The following is a 14,680-nucleotide window of genomic DNA, read 5'->3' on the forward strand; positions in this document are numbered from 1 at the left end:
TCATGGAAAAATTCACCCGTCTGACAAGCGTTGCTGCCGCCCTGCCACAGGAGAACGTGGATACGGACCAGATCATCCCGGCCCGTTTCCTCAAGACCATCCGCCGAACAGGCTTGGGCGAGCATCTTTTTGCAGGCCAGCGTTACGATGCTGATGGCCGGGAAAATCCGGACTTCGTGCTCAACAAGCCGGCCTATCGCAAGGCCGGCATCCTGATCACGCTGGATAATCTTGGCTGCGGGTCATCCCGTGAGCACGCCCCCTGGGCCTTGCTGGATTTCGGCATACGCTGCGTGATCGCTCCCAGCTTTGCGGACATTTTTTACAACAACTGTTTCAAGAACGGCATCCTGCCGATCCGTCTTCCCCGTGAGCAGTGTCTTGCCCTGATGGAGGATGCCAGCCACGGCGAGAATGCCCGCCTGACGGTTGATCTGGAAAAGCAGGAAATCCATCGCCCGGATGGTGAGGTCGTGTCTTTCGAGATGGACCCGTTCCGTCGCCAGGTTCTTCTGGAAGGGCTGGATGATGTGGCCCAGACACTGAAGAACCATGAGCAGGCCATCCGTGAGTTCGAGGCCCGTCCATCCCGTGCCTGGGTGCCGTCCACGAAACAGCCGGGTCGCCCGCAGAGTGTCATTGGTAGCAAGGGAGAGCAGGCATGAGCGCAAGACAGAAAATCCTGCTGCTGCCGGGTGACGGCATCGGCCCGGAGATCATGGAGCAGGCCGTCAGGATCATCGACTGGCTGAAGGCCGAACGTGGTCTCGATGTTGACCTGTCGGAAGACCTCGTCGGTGGGGCCTCATTGGCGAAGCATGATGTACCCATCCGGGATGAGGTGATCGCCAAGGCCAAGGCTGCTGATGCCGTACTGTTCGGCTCTGTCGGTGATCCTGCGTGGAAGGACGTGCCGTTTGACCGTCGGCCGGAGGTGGCCATCCTGCGCCTCCGCAAGGAGCTGAACCTGTACGCCAACCTGCGTCCGGCCAAGCTGTTCGACCCGCTGCTTTCCGCCTCTGCGCTGAAGCCGGACGTCGTGCGTGGGCTGGACCTGATGATCGTACGGGAGACGGTCGGTGGCGTCTATTTCGGGGAGCCTCGTGGAATCGAGACCCTGCCGGATGGCACGAAGCGTGGCGTGAATACGGAAGTCTATACGACCGCCGAGATCGAACGTGTGGCCCGTGTGGCTTTCGACCTCGCCCGTCTGCGCAGTGGCCGTGTCTGCTCCGTGGAGAAAGGCAACGTCATGGAGAGCGGCCTGCTCTGGCGTGAGGTGGTCACGGACCTGCACAAGCGTGAGTATTCCGATGTGACGCTGACGCACATGCTGGCGGATAACTGCGCCATGCAGCTCGTGCGTGATCCTCGCCAGTTTGACGTGATGGTCACGGGCAACCTCTTTGGCGATCTTCTGTCAGACCTCGCCTCCATGCTGACCGGGTCTCTGGGGATGCTGCCTTCTGCCACGCTGGGCACGCCGGAAGGGTCGGACAGGCAGGCCGCCCTGTATGAGCCGATTCATGGCAGTGCGCCGGATATTGCCGGGAAGGGCATTGCCAATCCGCTGGCGCAGATCCTGTCTCTGGCCATGATGCTGCGTTACTCGCTGGATCGTGGTGCGGATTCCGAGCTGATCGAGCAGGCCGTTTCCAACGTTCTGGCTTCCGGGCTGCGGACGGCGGACATCGCTGCTGCTGGTGAGAGCCGTGTCAGCACGGCGGAGATGGGAGAAGCCGTGCTGAAGGAACTTCAGAAACTCGCCTGATCTCCGGGTGATTGTGCTATGAACTGCCATGCGCCCGCCTGTGTATCACGGGCGGGCGTTTTTTTGAGATGTAAGAGGAACGACATGTCACTCGCTGCCGAACGGATGGGGCGTATCCTGCCAAGCCAGACCATCGCCATCACGCAGAAGGCCAGAGCCCTGAAAGCGGAAGGGCGGGATGTCATCAGCCTGTCTGCTGGTGAGCCGGATTTTGATACGCCTGATTTCATCAAGAAGGCAGCGATCGAGGCCCTCCAGCGTGGCGAGACGAAATATACCGACGTTGCCGGCACGCCGGCTCTCCGCAAGGCCGTGGCAGAACGGCTGAATGCTGATTTCGGTCTGGATTACCGGCCGGAGGAAATCTGCGTGTCCACGGGGGGCAAGCAGGTCATCTATAATGCGATGGTGGCAACGCTGAATGCGGGGGACGAGGTTGTCATCCCCGCTCCGGCCTGGGTGTCCTACCCGGACATCGTGCAGCTGGCGGATGGCAAGCCGGTCATCGTGCCGACCACGCCCGAGACGGGCTTCCGCCTGACAGCCGAACAGCTCAGCAGGGCCATCACGCCCCGGACCCGTTGGCTGGTGCTGAATTCTCCCTGCAATCCGACAGGCAGTGCCTATTCCCGGGATGAGCTGAAGGCCCTGACGGATGTCCTGCTGGAGCATCCGCAGGTCTGGATTCTGACGGACGACATTTATGCGAAGCTGACCTATGAGGGGCGGGAAGCCTGCACGGTCGTGCAGGTGGAACCCCGCCTGCGGGAACGGACCCTGACGATGAATGGCGTCAGCAAGGCCTATGCCATGACGGGCTGGCGCATCGGCTTTTCTGCCGCCCCCGTATCCCTGACAAAGGAGCTGATCAAGCTGCAGGGGCAGAGTACAAGCAATGCCTGCTCCATCGCCCAGGCCGCCGCTCTGGCTGCCGTGTCCGGTCCGCAGGATTTCATTGGCGAGATGGTGGCTGTTTATCAGAAGCGGCGTGATCTTGTGGTGGATGCCCTTTCTGCGGTTCCGGGTCTCTCCTGTGCCCGGCCGGAAGGGGCTTTTTATGTGTTCGTGTCCGTACAGCAGCTTCTGGGCAGGCGCACGGCAGGCGGGCATGTGCTGGAAAGTGACGAAGATTTCGTCAAGGCCATGCTGGAGGAGGTCGGGGTGGCCGCCGTTCATGGCACGGCCTTCCTGTTGCCGGGTTATTTCCGGGTGTCCTACGCCACCAGCACGGAGCTTCTGGAAGAAGCCTGCCGCCGCATTGCCCGTTTCTGTGGAGGGCTGGCCTGATGTTCAGACCGTCCCGGCGTCTCGCCACATTGCCCACGCCAGCGACGATCGCCATGGCGGCCCGTGCCCGTGAACTGAAAGCGCAGGGCAAACCGGTCATTTCTCTGGCTCTGGGGCAGCCTGATTTTCCATCTCCTGCGGCAGCTCTTGATGGAGCCGTGGCGGAAGTGAAGGCTGGCCATACCGGCTATCCGCCCATTCCGGGGCAGAAGCCGCTGCTGGAGGCCGTTGCCGGGAAGTTCCGGCGGGATAACGGGCTGGACGTCTCGCTGGACCAGCTCATGGTCTGCAATGGTGGCAAGCAGGCCATTTTCAATGCGTTCATGGCCTCGCTTGATGATGGGGATGAGGTCATCGTTCCAGCACCATACTGGGTCAGCTATCCGCTCATTGCCCGGATGTTCGGTGGCGTGCCGGTGGAGATTGCCTGCCGGGAGGAAGACGGTTTCCGGCCCCAGGCCGAGGCCATCCGCAAGGCCATCACGCCCCGGACCCGCTGGCTCGTGCTGAATTTCCCCAACAATCCGACCGGTGCCATTCTGGAGCGGGACGATCTGGAGGCCATTGCCGCCGTCCTGCGGGAAGCTCCGCATGTCATGGTAATGAGCGACGAGATTTATGAGCACCTGACCTTTGATGGCAGGCATCATCTCTCCCTGCTCAATGTCGCTCCGGACCTTGCCGACCGTATCCTCATCATCAATGGCATGAGCAAGGCTTATGCCATGACAGGCTGGCGGGTCGGGTTTGCCTGCGGCCCGGTGCCTCTCATCAGGGCGATGATCAAGGTGCAGGGCAATACGACATCAGGCATCTGCACGCTGGCACAGGGTGGTTCCGTGGCAGCCCTGAAAGAGGATATTGCCGGGGTTCAGGCCATGCGTGAGACCTACGAACGGCGGCGTGGGCTTGTGATTGATGCCTTGCGGCGAATCGAGGGGCTGAGCTGTGCCCTGCCGCAGGGTGCTTTTTATGCCTATCCGGGGCTGTCTGCCCTGATCGGGCGGAAATCTGCCGGGGGGCGTCTGCTGAGTGATGACGTGGCCTTTGCGGAGGCCCTGCTGGAGGAGGCTCACGTGGCAACCGTGCCGGGTTCAGCCTTCGGCTATGGGCCGCATCTGCGCCTGTCCTTTGCGGCGTCTGACGAGGAACTGGAAGAAGCCTGCCGGCGGCTGGCGGGCTTCGTGCAGGGAATCACGGACTGACAGAGACGGGGGCCATGTCTGCTGCTGGCAAAGAATGGCCCCCCCCCCTCCGTTTTCAGGGACGCTGGTTCCACTCATTCAGGAGGGTGATGACGGATTGCGGAGCCATCTGGCGGGCCGAACCGAGGGCGAGGGTGCCGTCAGGGTTCAGCAGGCGGCCCTGGGGTGTGAGGATCAGGACCGTCGGGACGGCCTTGATGGTCACGCCATACTGCTGGGCCAGCTCCATGTTGGTATCAAGATGCCCGACATTGACGGGGACGATCACGAAATGCTCGTCCAGCCACTGGCTGACGGAGGGAACGGCAAAGATGCCTGCAAGAATGCGGCAGTCCGGGCACCAGTTCCCTCCGAAATCCAGAAGGACACGCCGGTTGGTTCTGGCGGCGGTCAGGAAGGCTTCATGAACCTGTCTGGCAGCCAGGTCAGCTGGCGGGTAAGGCTCATGGGCGGGAGTGATGGTGGTCATTCTGCTGATGTCTGGCAGGGGAGCGGGTGCTGTTGGGGCTGGGCTGGTACCCTGCGCAACACCGGAGGAGAGGAGAAGGCCCATACCGGCAAGAGCCAGGGCGGAGTGGTAAAAACGCATGATCTCTCCTGAGACAGTGGGTTTGTGAAGAATTCGTTCCCTATTGTTAGCGGCAAGGTAACAACAGGACGTTAAACAGGGGGCGGACGCCGAGCTTTTCTTGATAAGCCATGAGGTCATGAATTAGGGTAGAATCTTGGGTTTGATAAGGCGATGGTGTGCTTGTGGTGAGACGGAAACGGCCAATTTTTTATACTGCTTCCCGCAAGGAGGTTTCAGTCCTTTCGACATTGGGGCGGATGGTCGTTCTGCTTGGGCTTACCTGTGGCCTGCTGCTGGTGGTCAGGTTCTACCAGCCTGCAACCCGTCTCATGCAACATGCTGTCAGCACGGCATTGTGGCAGCGTCTTTATGGTCTGTTTCATGTCGAAACGGCCTTGGGGCGTGAGCAGCTGATCCTGATCGGAATCGTCCTTTCCTGTTTCCTGCTTGCCCTGCTGATACAGCTTCTGGCCCTGTGGCTCATGAATTGGGTCCGCCGCCGTTAGGAGCCTTTCAGTGGGGAACGGATGAAGGCGGCCGAAGCGACGCAGAGCCACGAGAGGATAAGTAGCGTCCCCCCTGTCGGAGCCAGCCGTGCCGGGAACAGGATCCCGAAGCCATGCAGCGTGACAGGGATGCTGAACAGGCTGGTCCCCAGTGCCAGCCCCGTGCAGCCGAAGGCGAGGCGTTGCGGGTGGAGGTAGCGGCTGGCCGGTGTCAGGGCACAGAGGGCGATGCCGTGCCAGAGGGCAATATCAGCAGCCATGTGCATCATGCTTCTGCCATTGGGGACAGGAAAGACCGTATCTGGCAGATGCGTGGCCGCAGCCTGACAGGCAACGGCCAGACTGGCATAGAGGGCTCCGAGACTGAACAGGCCTCTCAGCAGGAAGGCAGTTCGGGAAGAAATTGCCCTGTCATGATTCTGCATATTGATTATAACCCGGCTGAAAAGGAGATGCGGGCATTGTCTCAGCTGCCCGAGAGGATGAGAAGGGGGAACGTCGTATGAAATTTCGTTTTGTGGTTTGTGCAGGGCTGCTGTCTCTGGGGGGGTGTGGTCTCACGCCGCCTTCAGCTCCGCGGGTTCCGCCTTTGCCAAAGGGGCCTGTCACGCCCGTACCGAAGCTGGCTGCCGATGATGCCGTGCTGTTGCAGCAGATCAACCTGCGTGCTGCCTATATGAAGGCTGCGACCGATCTGGCTGCGTTGCATAGTGGTGATGAGCTCATCAAGGGGTTTGCGGCCCAACAGTCCAAGGATTACGACAAACTGCATGCTGATGCCCAGAAGGTGGCAACAGCCCATACGCTTTTATTGGTCGAGACGCAGTCTGGCATACAGCAGAAGCGTCTGGCCACGCTGGGCCGGTCATACGGGCGGCCTTTTGACAGGGCTCTGCTTTATGCGTTGACCCATGCTTCCACGGCACGGGAGAGGGCTGCGCTGGCACAGGCTAAAAAAAGTGGCAGCACGGCAGACATGAAAAGTCTGGCAGGAACAGCGCTGGACCTTCTAAACCGCAGCCAGGAACAGGGCCTGGGTCTGATTCGCCGGTGATGCACTTTGGCGTCATGGGGGCTGATGCGCCCTCCTATAATATGGCAGAAATTTGTCATATTTTTGACGTTTTATTGATGGTGTGTTAAAGGGCTAGTATTGAGAGTAGAAGACCTGTCCTGATATCTTTCTGTACAAATGCCGTACCGGTTCTTGTCTTCCTGAGAGCAGGTGATGCTCCTGATGTACAGGAAAAAGGAAGAGGTTTTTCTGTTGTGACATATCATCAGGATCGACGAACCAGGACATGCAGAACGATTCGCCTTTGACTGAGAATTCTCTTCGCAAGGCTCTGGAAAAAATGGGGGGCGGGCCAGCTGCCGTAGAGGCCGGAGATGGGGCACCGGGCCATGGTTACAGGGGCCATTCTGTGCCCCGTAGCCGATCTGCTCAGCAGGTGGGGCGCCGCCGTCGTTTTTCCGGGGATGATACGGTTGTTGTGGAGCATCAGTCACTGGGGCGCCCTACGCAGAAGAGGGCTGCGAATCGTGTGATGGCTGCCTCAGAGGCCGGGCAGGAGCAGGAAAGGCTGAAGCAGAGCCTGCAAAGGGAAAGGCGTCGGGTTCATGATGTAGAGGCTGAGCTTGCTACGTTGAACAAGCGGATTCAGGCCGTGAATACCCAGATGACACATCTGCGCCTCCAGGTGGAGGAAGGCAGGAAGGCTCTCCAGCAGCGTGATGAGAGCATCTTGCGCCTGCGGGCCGAGCTGCATCAGGCCCGGGAGCATCAGGCACGTCGTGCTGCCAGCCCGACCAGGGCAAAGCCAGCCGCCCCTGCGGAGGTGGATGACGAGGGCCAGAAACCTGTGCAATGGTGGGCGGACTGATCAACCATGCCATGATGACTGCACGTTCTTCTGCCATGGCTGGGTTTCCGGCAGCCGGAATGGGGGCAGCGATGGTCGACAGGATATGGCACGGGGGGGAATGGCAGACGGCACATCCCCTCAAGATCGTTCATGTTGGGGACTTTTTTTTCAGCCTGAAGAAAAAGGCGCCGACCCAGTTCAGTGTGGGGGGGAAACTCTCCAATGGCCTGATACGGAATGGCCATCACGTTATCAATTTTCCTTACAGGGATGTTGCACGCTCCGGTGGCTGGTTTGGCAGCCGCAAGATGGGCCGCCATCATCTTTTCCGGGCGCTGAAGGAATTCGTGGCGTTCAGTGCGCCTGACATTCTTCTGCTGGGGCATGGGTACATGATTCCCCCTTTCGTCATTGAGGAGCTGCGTCAGCAGCAGCCCGGCATGACAGTGGTGCAGTGGAATGTTGATGCCCTGTTCGTGGAGAGCAATGCCAAAGACTTTGCGGCCCGGCATCAGGTGGTGGATGCCAGTTTCATCTCCACGGCGGGGCCGGTTGTCCGGCAGGTGGTAGGGGAGAGGGGGCATGTTGGGTATCTTCCCAACCCGGTGGATCGCAGTGTCGAACGGGGACAGGCTTTTGCGCTGTCATATCCGGAAGCGGATGTTTTCTATTCCTGCGGGAATCCAGCCCGGTTGCGGACCATTTGTGGACGGGACTGGAATATGGAGGAATTTTGCGAGACGCTGGAGGAGCGGCTGCCCCCATCGGTGCGTTTTGCCTATGCGGGGGTCCGTCGGCAGCCTTATGTCAGTGGAGCTGCTTATTCCCTTTTGCTGGAGCAGACAGCGATGGGGCTGAATATCAGCCGCAGGGCAGATTATTATCTCTACAGTTCAGACCGTCTTGCACAGATGATCGGCAACGGCCAGCTTGTCTTCATGGAGCGGCAGACAGGTTTCGACCGTATCTTCTCTGATCAGGAGATGGCCTTCTTCAGCAGTCTTGATGAACTGGTGGAGCTTGTCAGCCAGTACCACAAGGCGCCGACCCTTCGTAAGGATGCCGCCCGGGCGGGATGGCAGCGCTATCATGCCCTTTTCAATGAGTGCGCCGTGGCCGATTATATCATCGGCCAGACGCTGGGCACTCTGCCGGAAGAAGCCCATGCGTGGCGTCATTTGACCAACCTGTGAGGGAGAGGATTCCGGTTTCAAGAACTTTGTGTGATCCTGAAATCGGAGAACAGGGTTGTCCATCCGGCCAGCTCTTCTTCTTTTGAGCAGGTGTCCGGTGTTTTTGTGTTGGCGAAGATCATGCGCTGATCGGCGGTGGCAGCATCACCGAAATTGACGAACATGACCTTGAAGTCCAGCGCAGGATAGCGGGTAGCCAAGGCCTCTACCAGAGCTGTGAAATTGGCAGTGGCTGTATGGGCAGGACGATGCTGTCCGCCATAAAGATGACCATCCCGCCAGCTGCGGATGAACAGCACACGCCGGGACTGCCGGCAGAGCGTGTCAATTTCCTGGATCATGCCATGGAAACGGTGCCGTAAAAGAGGCAGCTGCTCATGGAATTTTTCTACGCTGGCCGGTTCTTCTTCCGGCTTGTCCAAACAGTTGTGGTAGGTGATCAGCGTGTCCCGGCAGCGCAGGGCCTTGTGATGGCCATAGAGGCAGTTGGTGGAAAGCAGCCCGGCAAAACTGTTCTGGAAGAGTGAGACCAGAGTGTGGAATGGCACAAGAAACTGGTCGAAAAGACCAGGGCCAGGGCGGCCGAAGTATCTGTTGAGGGCCTGATTGACTGTCTCATCCCCACCCAGAGAGATGATGCTGTCAAACTGCAGGCTTTCTCCGCCCGGTTCGGGAGAGGGGCGTGAAAGGGCTGCGGCGATTTCTTCACGGAACTCGAACATCTGCTCGTCGGTCCGCCAAGGGTGGCGGTAGAGCGGTTCATGGCGGATGGCATCATGGATGGCCTGGTTCCTCATGGCCAGCTCATGATTGCCGTGGCTGTGGGAGGGAAGGGTGTTCAACCCGCCTCTCAGATAGAAGAGCTGGCCACGTTCCGGGCTGAGGTGCTGTGCCAGGCCGCCATAGCCTGCCCGGAGAAAACGCTGGGTGTGTTCAACATGCTCTTCCCCGTATTTCTCGAACCGGACATCCAGATACCCAACGTGGGACAGGGCTTTTGCGTGATAGCCAACGCAGAAGGCCTGATGCATGGGGGCAATGAAAGGATCCTCTGGCGTGCCGCTGCCGGAGGAAATGTCATTGTCGATCTCTATGGTGATTTCCGGCATGAAATTGATGTGGCCATAGCGTTCAATGGCTTCAATCCAGGGCAGCTCCCAGCCGAAGACGGTAGGGAAGCAGTCATCCTCCAGGATAAGGATCCAGTCGCACCGTTTTTCTTCCTTGAGGTACCAGAGGACACGGTTGCGGTTCCACGAGATGCCCTTGTTGCGCCCGGTGACACAGGGAACATTCAGCTCCTTCAGCATGTCGGGCGTACCATCGGTGGAGCCATCATCCGCAACGACAAATTCGAATGTCGTGCGGGTATGACGGCGGATGCTGGCGATGACCTCCTGCAGGATGTCCTTGCGGTTATAGGTAATGATGCCGATGCCCAGTTTCCCGGCCATGAAATGCCTCGCCAGTCTGTCATTGAGTGAAAGAGAAGATGAAACCTGCTGTACCGGGTACCGGGGCCCTAGGGAAAGGCCCTCAGCACATCCCCGAGCAGCCGCCGGAAATCTTCTGCGTATGGGCCATCCCATCCTGTCCATGGTTTGGGGAAGCCGGAGAAATGCACGGCAAAGGGATTGGCCAGCCCGTCATCGTAAATTTTCTTCCACTCTGCCGGGAGGGTCTCACTGGCCTCGACACAGCCCGGCCCCCAGCAGACATTCCAGTTCTGGTGAATGAAATGGACCTTGCCATAGAAGATGCGGTTGAGGATGTCCTGGTCGCTCATCCAGAACAGAGTGCTGCACAGGTGGCCACATTCTTCCGCCTGCGCCTGGCTGATCTCGGCAATGTTGAAGACAAGAACGCCATTCTGGAAGTAATTGTTCGAGTCCAGCACACCAAGGGCCCCGCAGTGATAGTCTACCAGCGGGGGGCCCCCAGCAATGGCCTGCGGCAGGCGGAAACCGTTGGTCTGGGCCGGGATGAGGAGCAGGTCCCGCGTTGCACCGATCTGCGCCGTGGCGGGGATGCTGTAATAAAGCAGGCTGGGGCAGGCCCGCAGCAGTATGTCATCGCTCAGATAGACAATGCGGGAAAAATTGGCGAACAGGGTTGGCACAGCAAGGCTGTAGAATGTCGTGCGGTCTGTCGTGTCGAGATAGGCCGGGTTGTATGTCTGCATCCATTCGGAGACATCCACGAAGTGGATCTGGGAGCGTCTGCCATCAAAAAGACGCCGGCCTGCTGTCATGGTTTCCTCCGGCAGGCCCTCATGCAGCATGTAGAGGGCAAGCCTCACTCCTGGCAGAAGGTTGTTGATCCCGGAGAGGATGGTAGCATACGCATTGGGTGCACTGTGCTCTGTCAGAGGCAAAGCGACAGGAATGAATTCTGCAGGTGGTGGAAGAACGGTTTGCATAAACAGGCCAGATTATTTAACAGACTCCTGTAGATAATAGGAGCATCCTGAAGGGTAGGCAACATGATGCTGGAAGGGCATGGGGTGGTAAAGGTGGCTTTTCATTATCTGGAGACAGCACATCAGGGTTGGCTGGCTGTCCGGCGCAAGGATCATGGAATCTGCCATGTCCGTTCCGACGAGATGACACGCCGGGATGAGGATGGTGAACCTCTTTATGTTCCCCTGCTGGCGATGACGCTCTCCGACCAGCCAGATTACGTCTTTCTTGTCATGGGCCCGGAAGGTGGGGAGCCTCCGCTCCTCTGGATCAGGCATTTCTCTTACAGGGGGGCCGTGCTGCCCTTCCGCCGTGTCGATATCGTGGGGCATGAGGGGCGCATAGGACTGCGGAACCTCCTGCGGTCCAGCCTGTGCTGTACAGCCCAGCCCTGGAACAGCCAGGGAGGTGTCAATGAGTTTCTTGGGGACTGCAGCCATCTGATGGGCTGGGAGCAGTTCCAGCTGCATGAGGTTGCGGCAACAGAGGAACTGCAACGCCTGGGCGAGGACATGGCTGCCCATTTCAGGATGTTCCCTTCAGCGGATGATCTGGAGCAGTTGATAGACACATATGAGGGGAGCCATCTGGTCTGGCTGCTGGATGCCATGATGCCGGTGGCGGCCTGGTCTGCTGTCCGTGAGGTGGGGCAGAGGCTGCTGGAGCGGCCTTCCCTGCGTGAGGCCCTGCTCCGTCAGGCGGGGAGCAGTCCGTGGAGGGATGGTTGGCAGTGTCTTGCCCGTTGGCTTGAGGACAGGGAGAGTTATCCTGCAGCCGAACGGGGCTGCCCGCTGGGGGATGACGTGCTGACATGGGGGCAGGCGGATGCACCGGCTGGCTTCATCCATGCAACCCTGCATGCGGCCCGGGCCAGCGTGAAGCCACGCAAGCGGGTCTGCATGATGTCTACGATCCGTAATGAAGGCATCTATGTTCTGGAATGGATCGCCTATCATCGGAGCATAGGGGTCGAGCATTTCTTCATTTACAGCAACGACAACAATGATCGCTCGGACCTGCTTCTGAAGGCCCTGCATGATGAGGGGGTCATCACCTTCATCGAGAATCCCGTCCAGCCAGGGATGTCCGCCCAGACGAAGGCTTACGGGCACGGGTTGAACGTGCTGCCGAACATTCTGGATTATGAGTGGTGCTTCATTCTGGATGGAGATGAGTTCATCACGCTGGCACCATCCTACCGGACGGTGGGTGAGTATCTTCAGGGCTTCTCCCGCTGGGAGAGTGATGCCATCGCCCTGAACTGGAAGTTCGTGGCTTCCGAGGTCAACCGGGATGGGCTGGCGGACCTGGTCCGGCCGTTGACACAGCGGAATCGTGACATTGTCTCCCGTGGTGGGATCGGTGAGGGCTGGCGGCTGGTCAAATCTGCCGTGCGGCCCGGTCGGGCCATACAGTCCCGGCCGCATCATCCGGTCTGGCTGCAGGCAGACAGATTCACATACAGGCTGTCAGATGGGTCCATTCACAGTTACCGCAATCCACCACCCGGCATCGGGGCGGACCCTGCTTTTGCTGACGGCGGTCATTATGAAGATATTTACATCTCCCATTACTACTACAAGTCGATCATTGAATGGGTCTGGAAATATGCCCGGAACAGCGGGCTGGACGGTGCCATGTCCTTCGGTGTGGAGCGGTACGCCGACTATTGGGCCAATGCCTTCATCTGCCAGATGAATGACCCGCATGAGGGGCAGAATGAAAATGTCCTGAACCGTGCTGATGGACTGCTGGAAGAAATGGTGAAGCTGCGGAGCATCACCGCCATTGCACAGGCCGAGAACATCGTGCGCGAAACCTGGCAGGAGCGGCTCTTGGCCCTGCTGGACATGGTGGAGGAAGCTGACGTGGCCTCCCGCCTGAAGGAGGAGTGGCGTTATGTCCTTGATCCTCTGGCGGAGGAGCGGCTTGGCAGCATTCCGCTGCATCAGGTGTAACAGGGAAGGGCCCTCCAGGACTTGGAGGGCCCTTTGTTCATGGGGCGTGCAGGTGGCTGCCTGTCTGGTGCCAGTTACTGCACATGTTCGTGGAATTGCGCTGCACGCAGGTGGCTGCGGTTATAGTCCAGTTCGCTGTGATTCAGCTGAAGGCCGATCTCCATGGAGTAGGGGCTGATCTGCGGATTGTTGCCTGTCGGCACATCAATGAATCGCAGTGGCGTGCTGCTGTGGCTGACAGAGACGGTTGGAGGCAGCTTCACTGTTTCGGTAAAGACTTTTTTGTCCACGATGGCCCCATCCTGAAGGATGGCCACGAAATAGGGAACCGTCACACTGTCGCTGCTGGTGGCAGGGCCACGCTCCAGCTGGAGGTTCAGGCTGACACGAACACGGGTCATGGGCCGTTTCTGTGCATCCTGCGGGCCAGTACGGCAGTCTCCCTGAACACCCAGAATGTGGGTGGAGGTCAGGCGGTGGGCGGCATCAAGCCCTTTTCCATCATAAGTGATGCGGTCCGCCACCTGGCCGGGAACATCGAACCTGGGGCAGGCCGGAGCGAAGGTATGGGTGGTATCCGCCTCCTCGCACCCGCTGAGAAAACCAGCCAGCATGAGGGAGCCGAGGCCCGCTGCAAGGCGGGGAAAGATGCGGGATGAGGGGGAGAATGCAGGCATCGGACTCAGAAAACTCCACAAGAAAATGGCGCAGGACATTGCAGCAGACGGCAATACGGACGATATAGAGGCCCAGAATGGTGGTGCAGGATAGCCCATGACCTTGCATGGAGCACCACCGGACCGTTCAATATCGTATCGTTCATCGCCTGCCTGGGGAAGATTATGTCAGAACAGACGACGCCTGTAACCTCCAACTCTGCCGTCCCCGGAGCAGATTCGGCCACTGGCAAGCCGCCACTGAAGATTCTGCTGGCTGGACCACGCGGTTTCTGTGCCGGGGTGGATCGTGCCATTCGGGTGGTCGAGGAGGCTCTGCGCCGTTATGGGGCACCCGTCTATGTCCGCCATGAGATCGTGCATAATCGCACTGTCGTGGAAGGGCTGGAAGCCAAAGGTGCCATCTTTGTCGAGGAGCTGGATGAGGTGCCAGAGGATGGTCACGTCGTGTTTTCAGCCCACGGCGTGCCCAAATCCGTTCCGGCAGAGGCACAGCGCCGCAATCTGCTGTACCTGGATGCGACATGCCCGCTTGTCTCCAAAGTGCATCGTGAGGCTGAGCGTCATTTCGCCGGGGGTGGCCCGGAGCAGCGCCATATCCTGATGATCGGTCATGCCGGGCATCCTGAGGTGGTCGGCACCATGGGGCAGCTGCCGCCAGGGGCTGTTACGCTGATCAATGATGCGAAAGAAGCGGCCGAGGTCCAGCCGAAGGACGTGGACCGTCTGGCCTTCATCACGCAGACGACCCTGTCCGTCGATGACACGGCAGAAATCGTGGACATCCTGCGGTCCCGTTTTCCCAACATCGTGGGGCCCCGCCGGGAGGACATCTGCTACGCCACGACAAACCGTCAGATGGCCGTGAAGGAACTGGCTGCGGAGTGTGATCTGGTCATCGTCATCGGCTCACCGAATTCTTCCAACTCGCAGCGTCTGCGGGAGGTGGCCGAGCGGTCTCTGGCCAAGCGGGCCCTGCTGGTGCCAAAGGTTTCCGACATGGACTGGAATGAGCTGGAGGGTGTCAGGACGCTGGGCATGAGTGCCGGTGCGTCCGCTCCGGAGAGCCTTGTGCAGGAAATGATAGAGCAGCTTTCTGTCCGTTATGACGTGACAATCGAGGAGCGTATCGTGAAGGAGGAAAACATCAATTTCCGCCTTCCCCATCCGCTTTCGGATGCGGTCTGA

The 14,680-nt window shown here is 59.3% G+C and carries 15 protein-coding genes; 10 read left to right on the plus strand and 5 right to left on the minus strand.

Going from position 1 to position 14,680, the window contains the following annotated elements:
- The first annotated feature begins 2 nt into the window (after positions 1-2).
- The 4 genes from leuD to CO583_RS00100 all read left to right on the plus strand — a co-directional run bounded on the left by leuD (position 3) and on the right by CO583_RS00100 (position 4,263).
- Positions 3-665 (plus strand): 3-isopropylmalate dehydratase small subunit, encoded by a 663-nt coding sequence (gene leuD / locus CO583_RS00085; RefSeq protein WP_043559780.1) that lies wholly within the window; start codon positions 3-5, stop codon positions 663-665.
- A complete protein-coding gene (leuB, locus tag CO583_RS00090) occupies positions 662-1,771 on the plus strand; it encodes a 3-isopropylmalate dehydrogenase (protein WP_043559783.1) in 1,110 nt (369 codons plus the stop codon). Before leuD ends, leuB begins: the two co-directional genes overlap by 4 nt.
- An 84-nt stretch (positions 1,772-1,855) precedes the next feature.
- Positions 1,856-3,058, plus strand: coding sequence for a pyridoxal phosphate-dependent aminotransferase (locus CO583_RS00095; RefSeq protein ID WP_248630551.1), 1,203 nt, complete (start codon positions 1,856-1,858; stop codon positions 3,056-3,058).
- On the plus strand, positions 3,058-4,263 hold the full coding sequence (locus CO583_RS00100; RefSeq protein WP_248630550.1) for a pyridoxal phosphate-dependent aminotransferase: 1,206 nt from the start codon (positions 3,058-3,060) through the stop codon (positions 4,261-4,263). Before CO583_RS00095 ends, CO583_RS00100 begins: the two co-directional genes overlap by 1 nt.
- Positions 4,264-4,318: 55 nt before the next feature.
- Here CO583_RS00100 and CO583_RS00105 read toward each other — a convergent pair whose 3' ends face one another.
- A complete protein-coding gene (locus CO583_RS00105) occupies positions 4,319-4,852 on the minus strand; it encodes a thioredoxin family protein (RefSeq protein ID WP_248630549.1) in 534 nt (177 codons plus the stop codon).
- Between the two features lie 167 nt (positions 4,853-5,019).
- On the opposite strand from CO583_RS00105, the gene CO583_RS00110 reads away from it, so the two are divergent.
- Positions 5,020-5,340, plus strand: coding sequence for a hypothetical protein (locus CO583_RS00110; RefSeq protein ID WP_227449715.1), 321 nt, complete (start codon positions 5,020-5,022; stop codon positions 5,338-5,340).
- On the opposite strand, the gene CO583_RS00115 is transcribed toward CO583_RS00110, so the two are convergent.
- Positions 5,337-5,765, minus strand: coding sequence for a DUF423 domain-containing protein (locus CO583_RS00115; protein ID WP_043559796.1), 429 nt, complete (start codon positions 5,763-5,765; stop codon positions 5,337-5,339). The genes CO583_RS00110 and CO583_RS00115 overlap by 4 nt on opposite strands.
- Before the next feature lie 77 nt (positions 5,766-5,842).
- On the opposite strand from CO583_RS00115, the gene CO583_RS00120 reads away from it, so the two are divergent.
- The 3 genes from CO583_RS00120 to CO583_RS00130 all read left to right on the plus strand — a co-directional run bounded on the left by CO583_RS00120 (position 5,843) and on the right by CO583_RS00130 (position 8,398).
- On the plus strand, positions 5,843-6,394 hold the full coding sequence (locus CO583_RS00120; RefSeq protein ID WP_043559799.1) for a DUF4142 domain-containing protein: 552 nt from the start codon (positions 5,843-5,845) through the stop codon (positions 6,392-6,394).
- 265 nt (positions 6,395-6,659) lie between these two features.
- The gene (locus tag CO583_RS00125) at positions 6,660-7,223 is read left to right on the plus strand and encodes a hypothetical protein (protein ID WP_249102942.1); all 564 of its coding nucleotides are present in this window, start codon (positions 6,660-6,662) and stop codon (positions 7,221-7,223) included.
- An 11-nt stretch (positions 7,224-7,234) separates the two neighbouring features.
- On the plus strand, positions 7,235-8,398 hold the full coding sequence (locus tag CO583_RS00130) for a glycosyltransferase (protein ID WP_193599741.1): 1,164 nt from the start codon (positions 7,235-7,237) through the stop codon (positions 8,396-8,398).
- A 17-nt stretch (positions 8,399-8,415) separates the two neighbouring features.
- On the opposite strand, the gene CO583_RS00135 is transcribed toward CO583_RS00130, so the two are convergent.
- Positions 8,416-9,852 carry a glycosyltransferase family 2 protein gene (locus tag CO583_RS00135; protein ID WP_248630547.1) on the minus strand — a complete coding sequence of 479 codons (1,437 nt, stop codon included), beginning with the start codon at positions 9,850-9,852 and terminating at the stop codon, positions 8,416-8,418.
- Between the two features lie 68 nt (positions 9,853-9,920).
- Positions 9,921-10,817, minus strand: coding sequence for a glycosyltransferase (locus CO583_RS00140; protein ID WP_043559804.1), 897 nt, complete (start codon positions 10,815-10,817; stop codon positions 9,921-9,923).
- 63 nt (positions 10,818-10,880) lie between these two features.
- On the opposite strand from CO583_RS00140, the gene CO583_RS00145 reads away from it, so the two are divergent.
- Positions 10,881-12,815 carry a glycosyltransferase family 2 protein gene (locus CO583_RS00145; RefSeq protein WP_081563265.1) on the plus strand — a complete coding sequence of 645 codons (1,935 nt, stop codon included), beginning with the start codon at positions 10,881-10,883 and terminating at the stop codon, positions 12,813-12,815.
- Between the two features lie 74 nt (positions 12,816-12,889).
- On the opposite strand, the gene CO583_RS00150 is transcribed toward CO583_RS00145, so the two are convergent.
- Complete coding sequence (locus CO583_RS00150) at positions 12,890-13,492, minus strand: hypothetical protein (RefSeq protein ID WP_043559806.1); 603 nt, start codon at positions 13,490-13,492, stop codon at positions 12,890-12,892.
- 165 nt (positions 13,493-13,657) lie between these two features.
- On the opposite strand from CO583_RS00150, the gene ispH reads away from it, so the two are divergent.
- Entirely contained in the window at positions 13,658-14,680 is a 1,023-nt protein-coding gene (gene ispH, locus CO583_RS00155; protein ID WP_086431485.1) for a 4-hydroxy-3-methylbut-2-enyl diphosphate reductase, read from the plus strand.

This window comes from Parasaccharibacter sp. TMW2.1882 (assembly GCF_023337635.1).
Lineage (GTDB): Bacteria > Pseudomonadota > Alphaproteobacteria > Acetobacterales > Acetobacteraceae > Bombella > Bombella apis.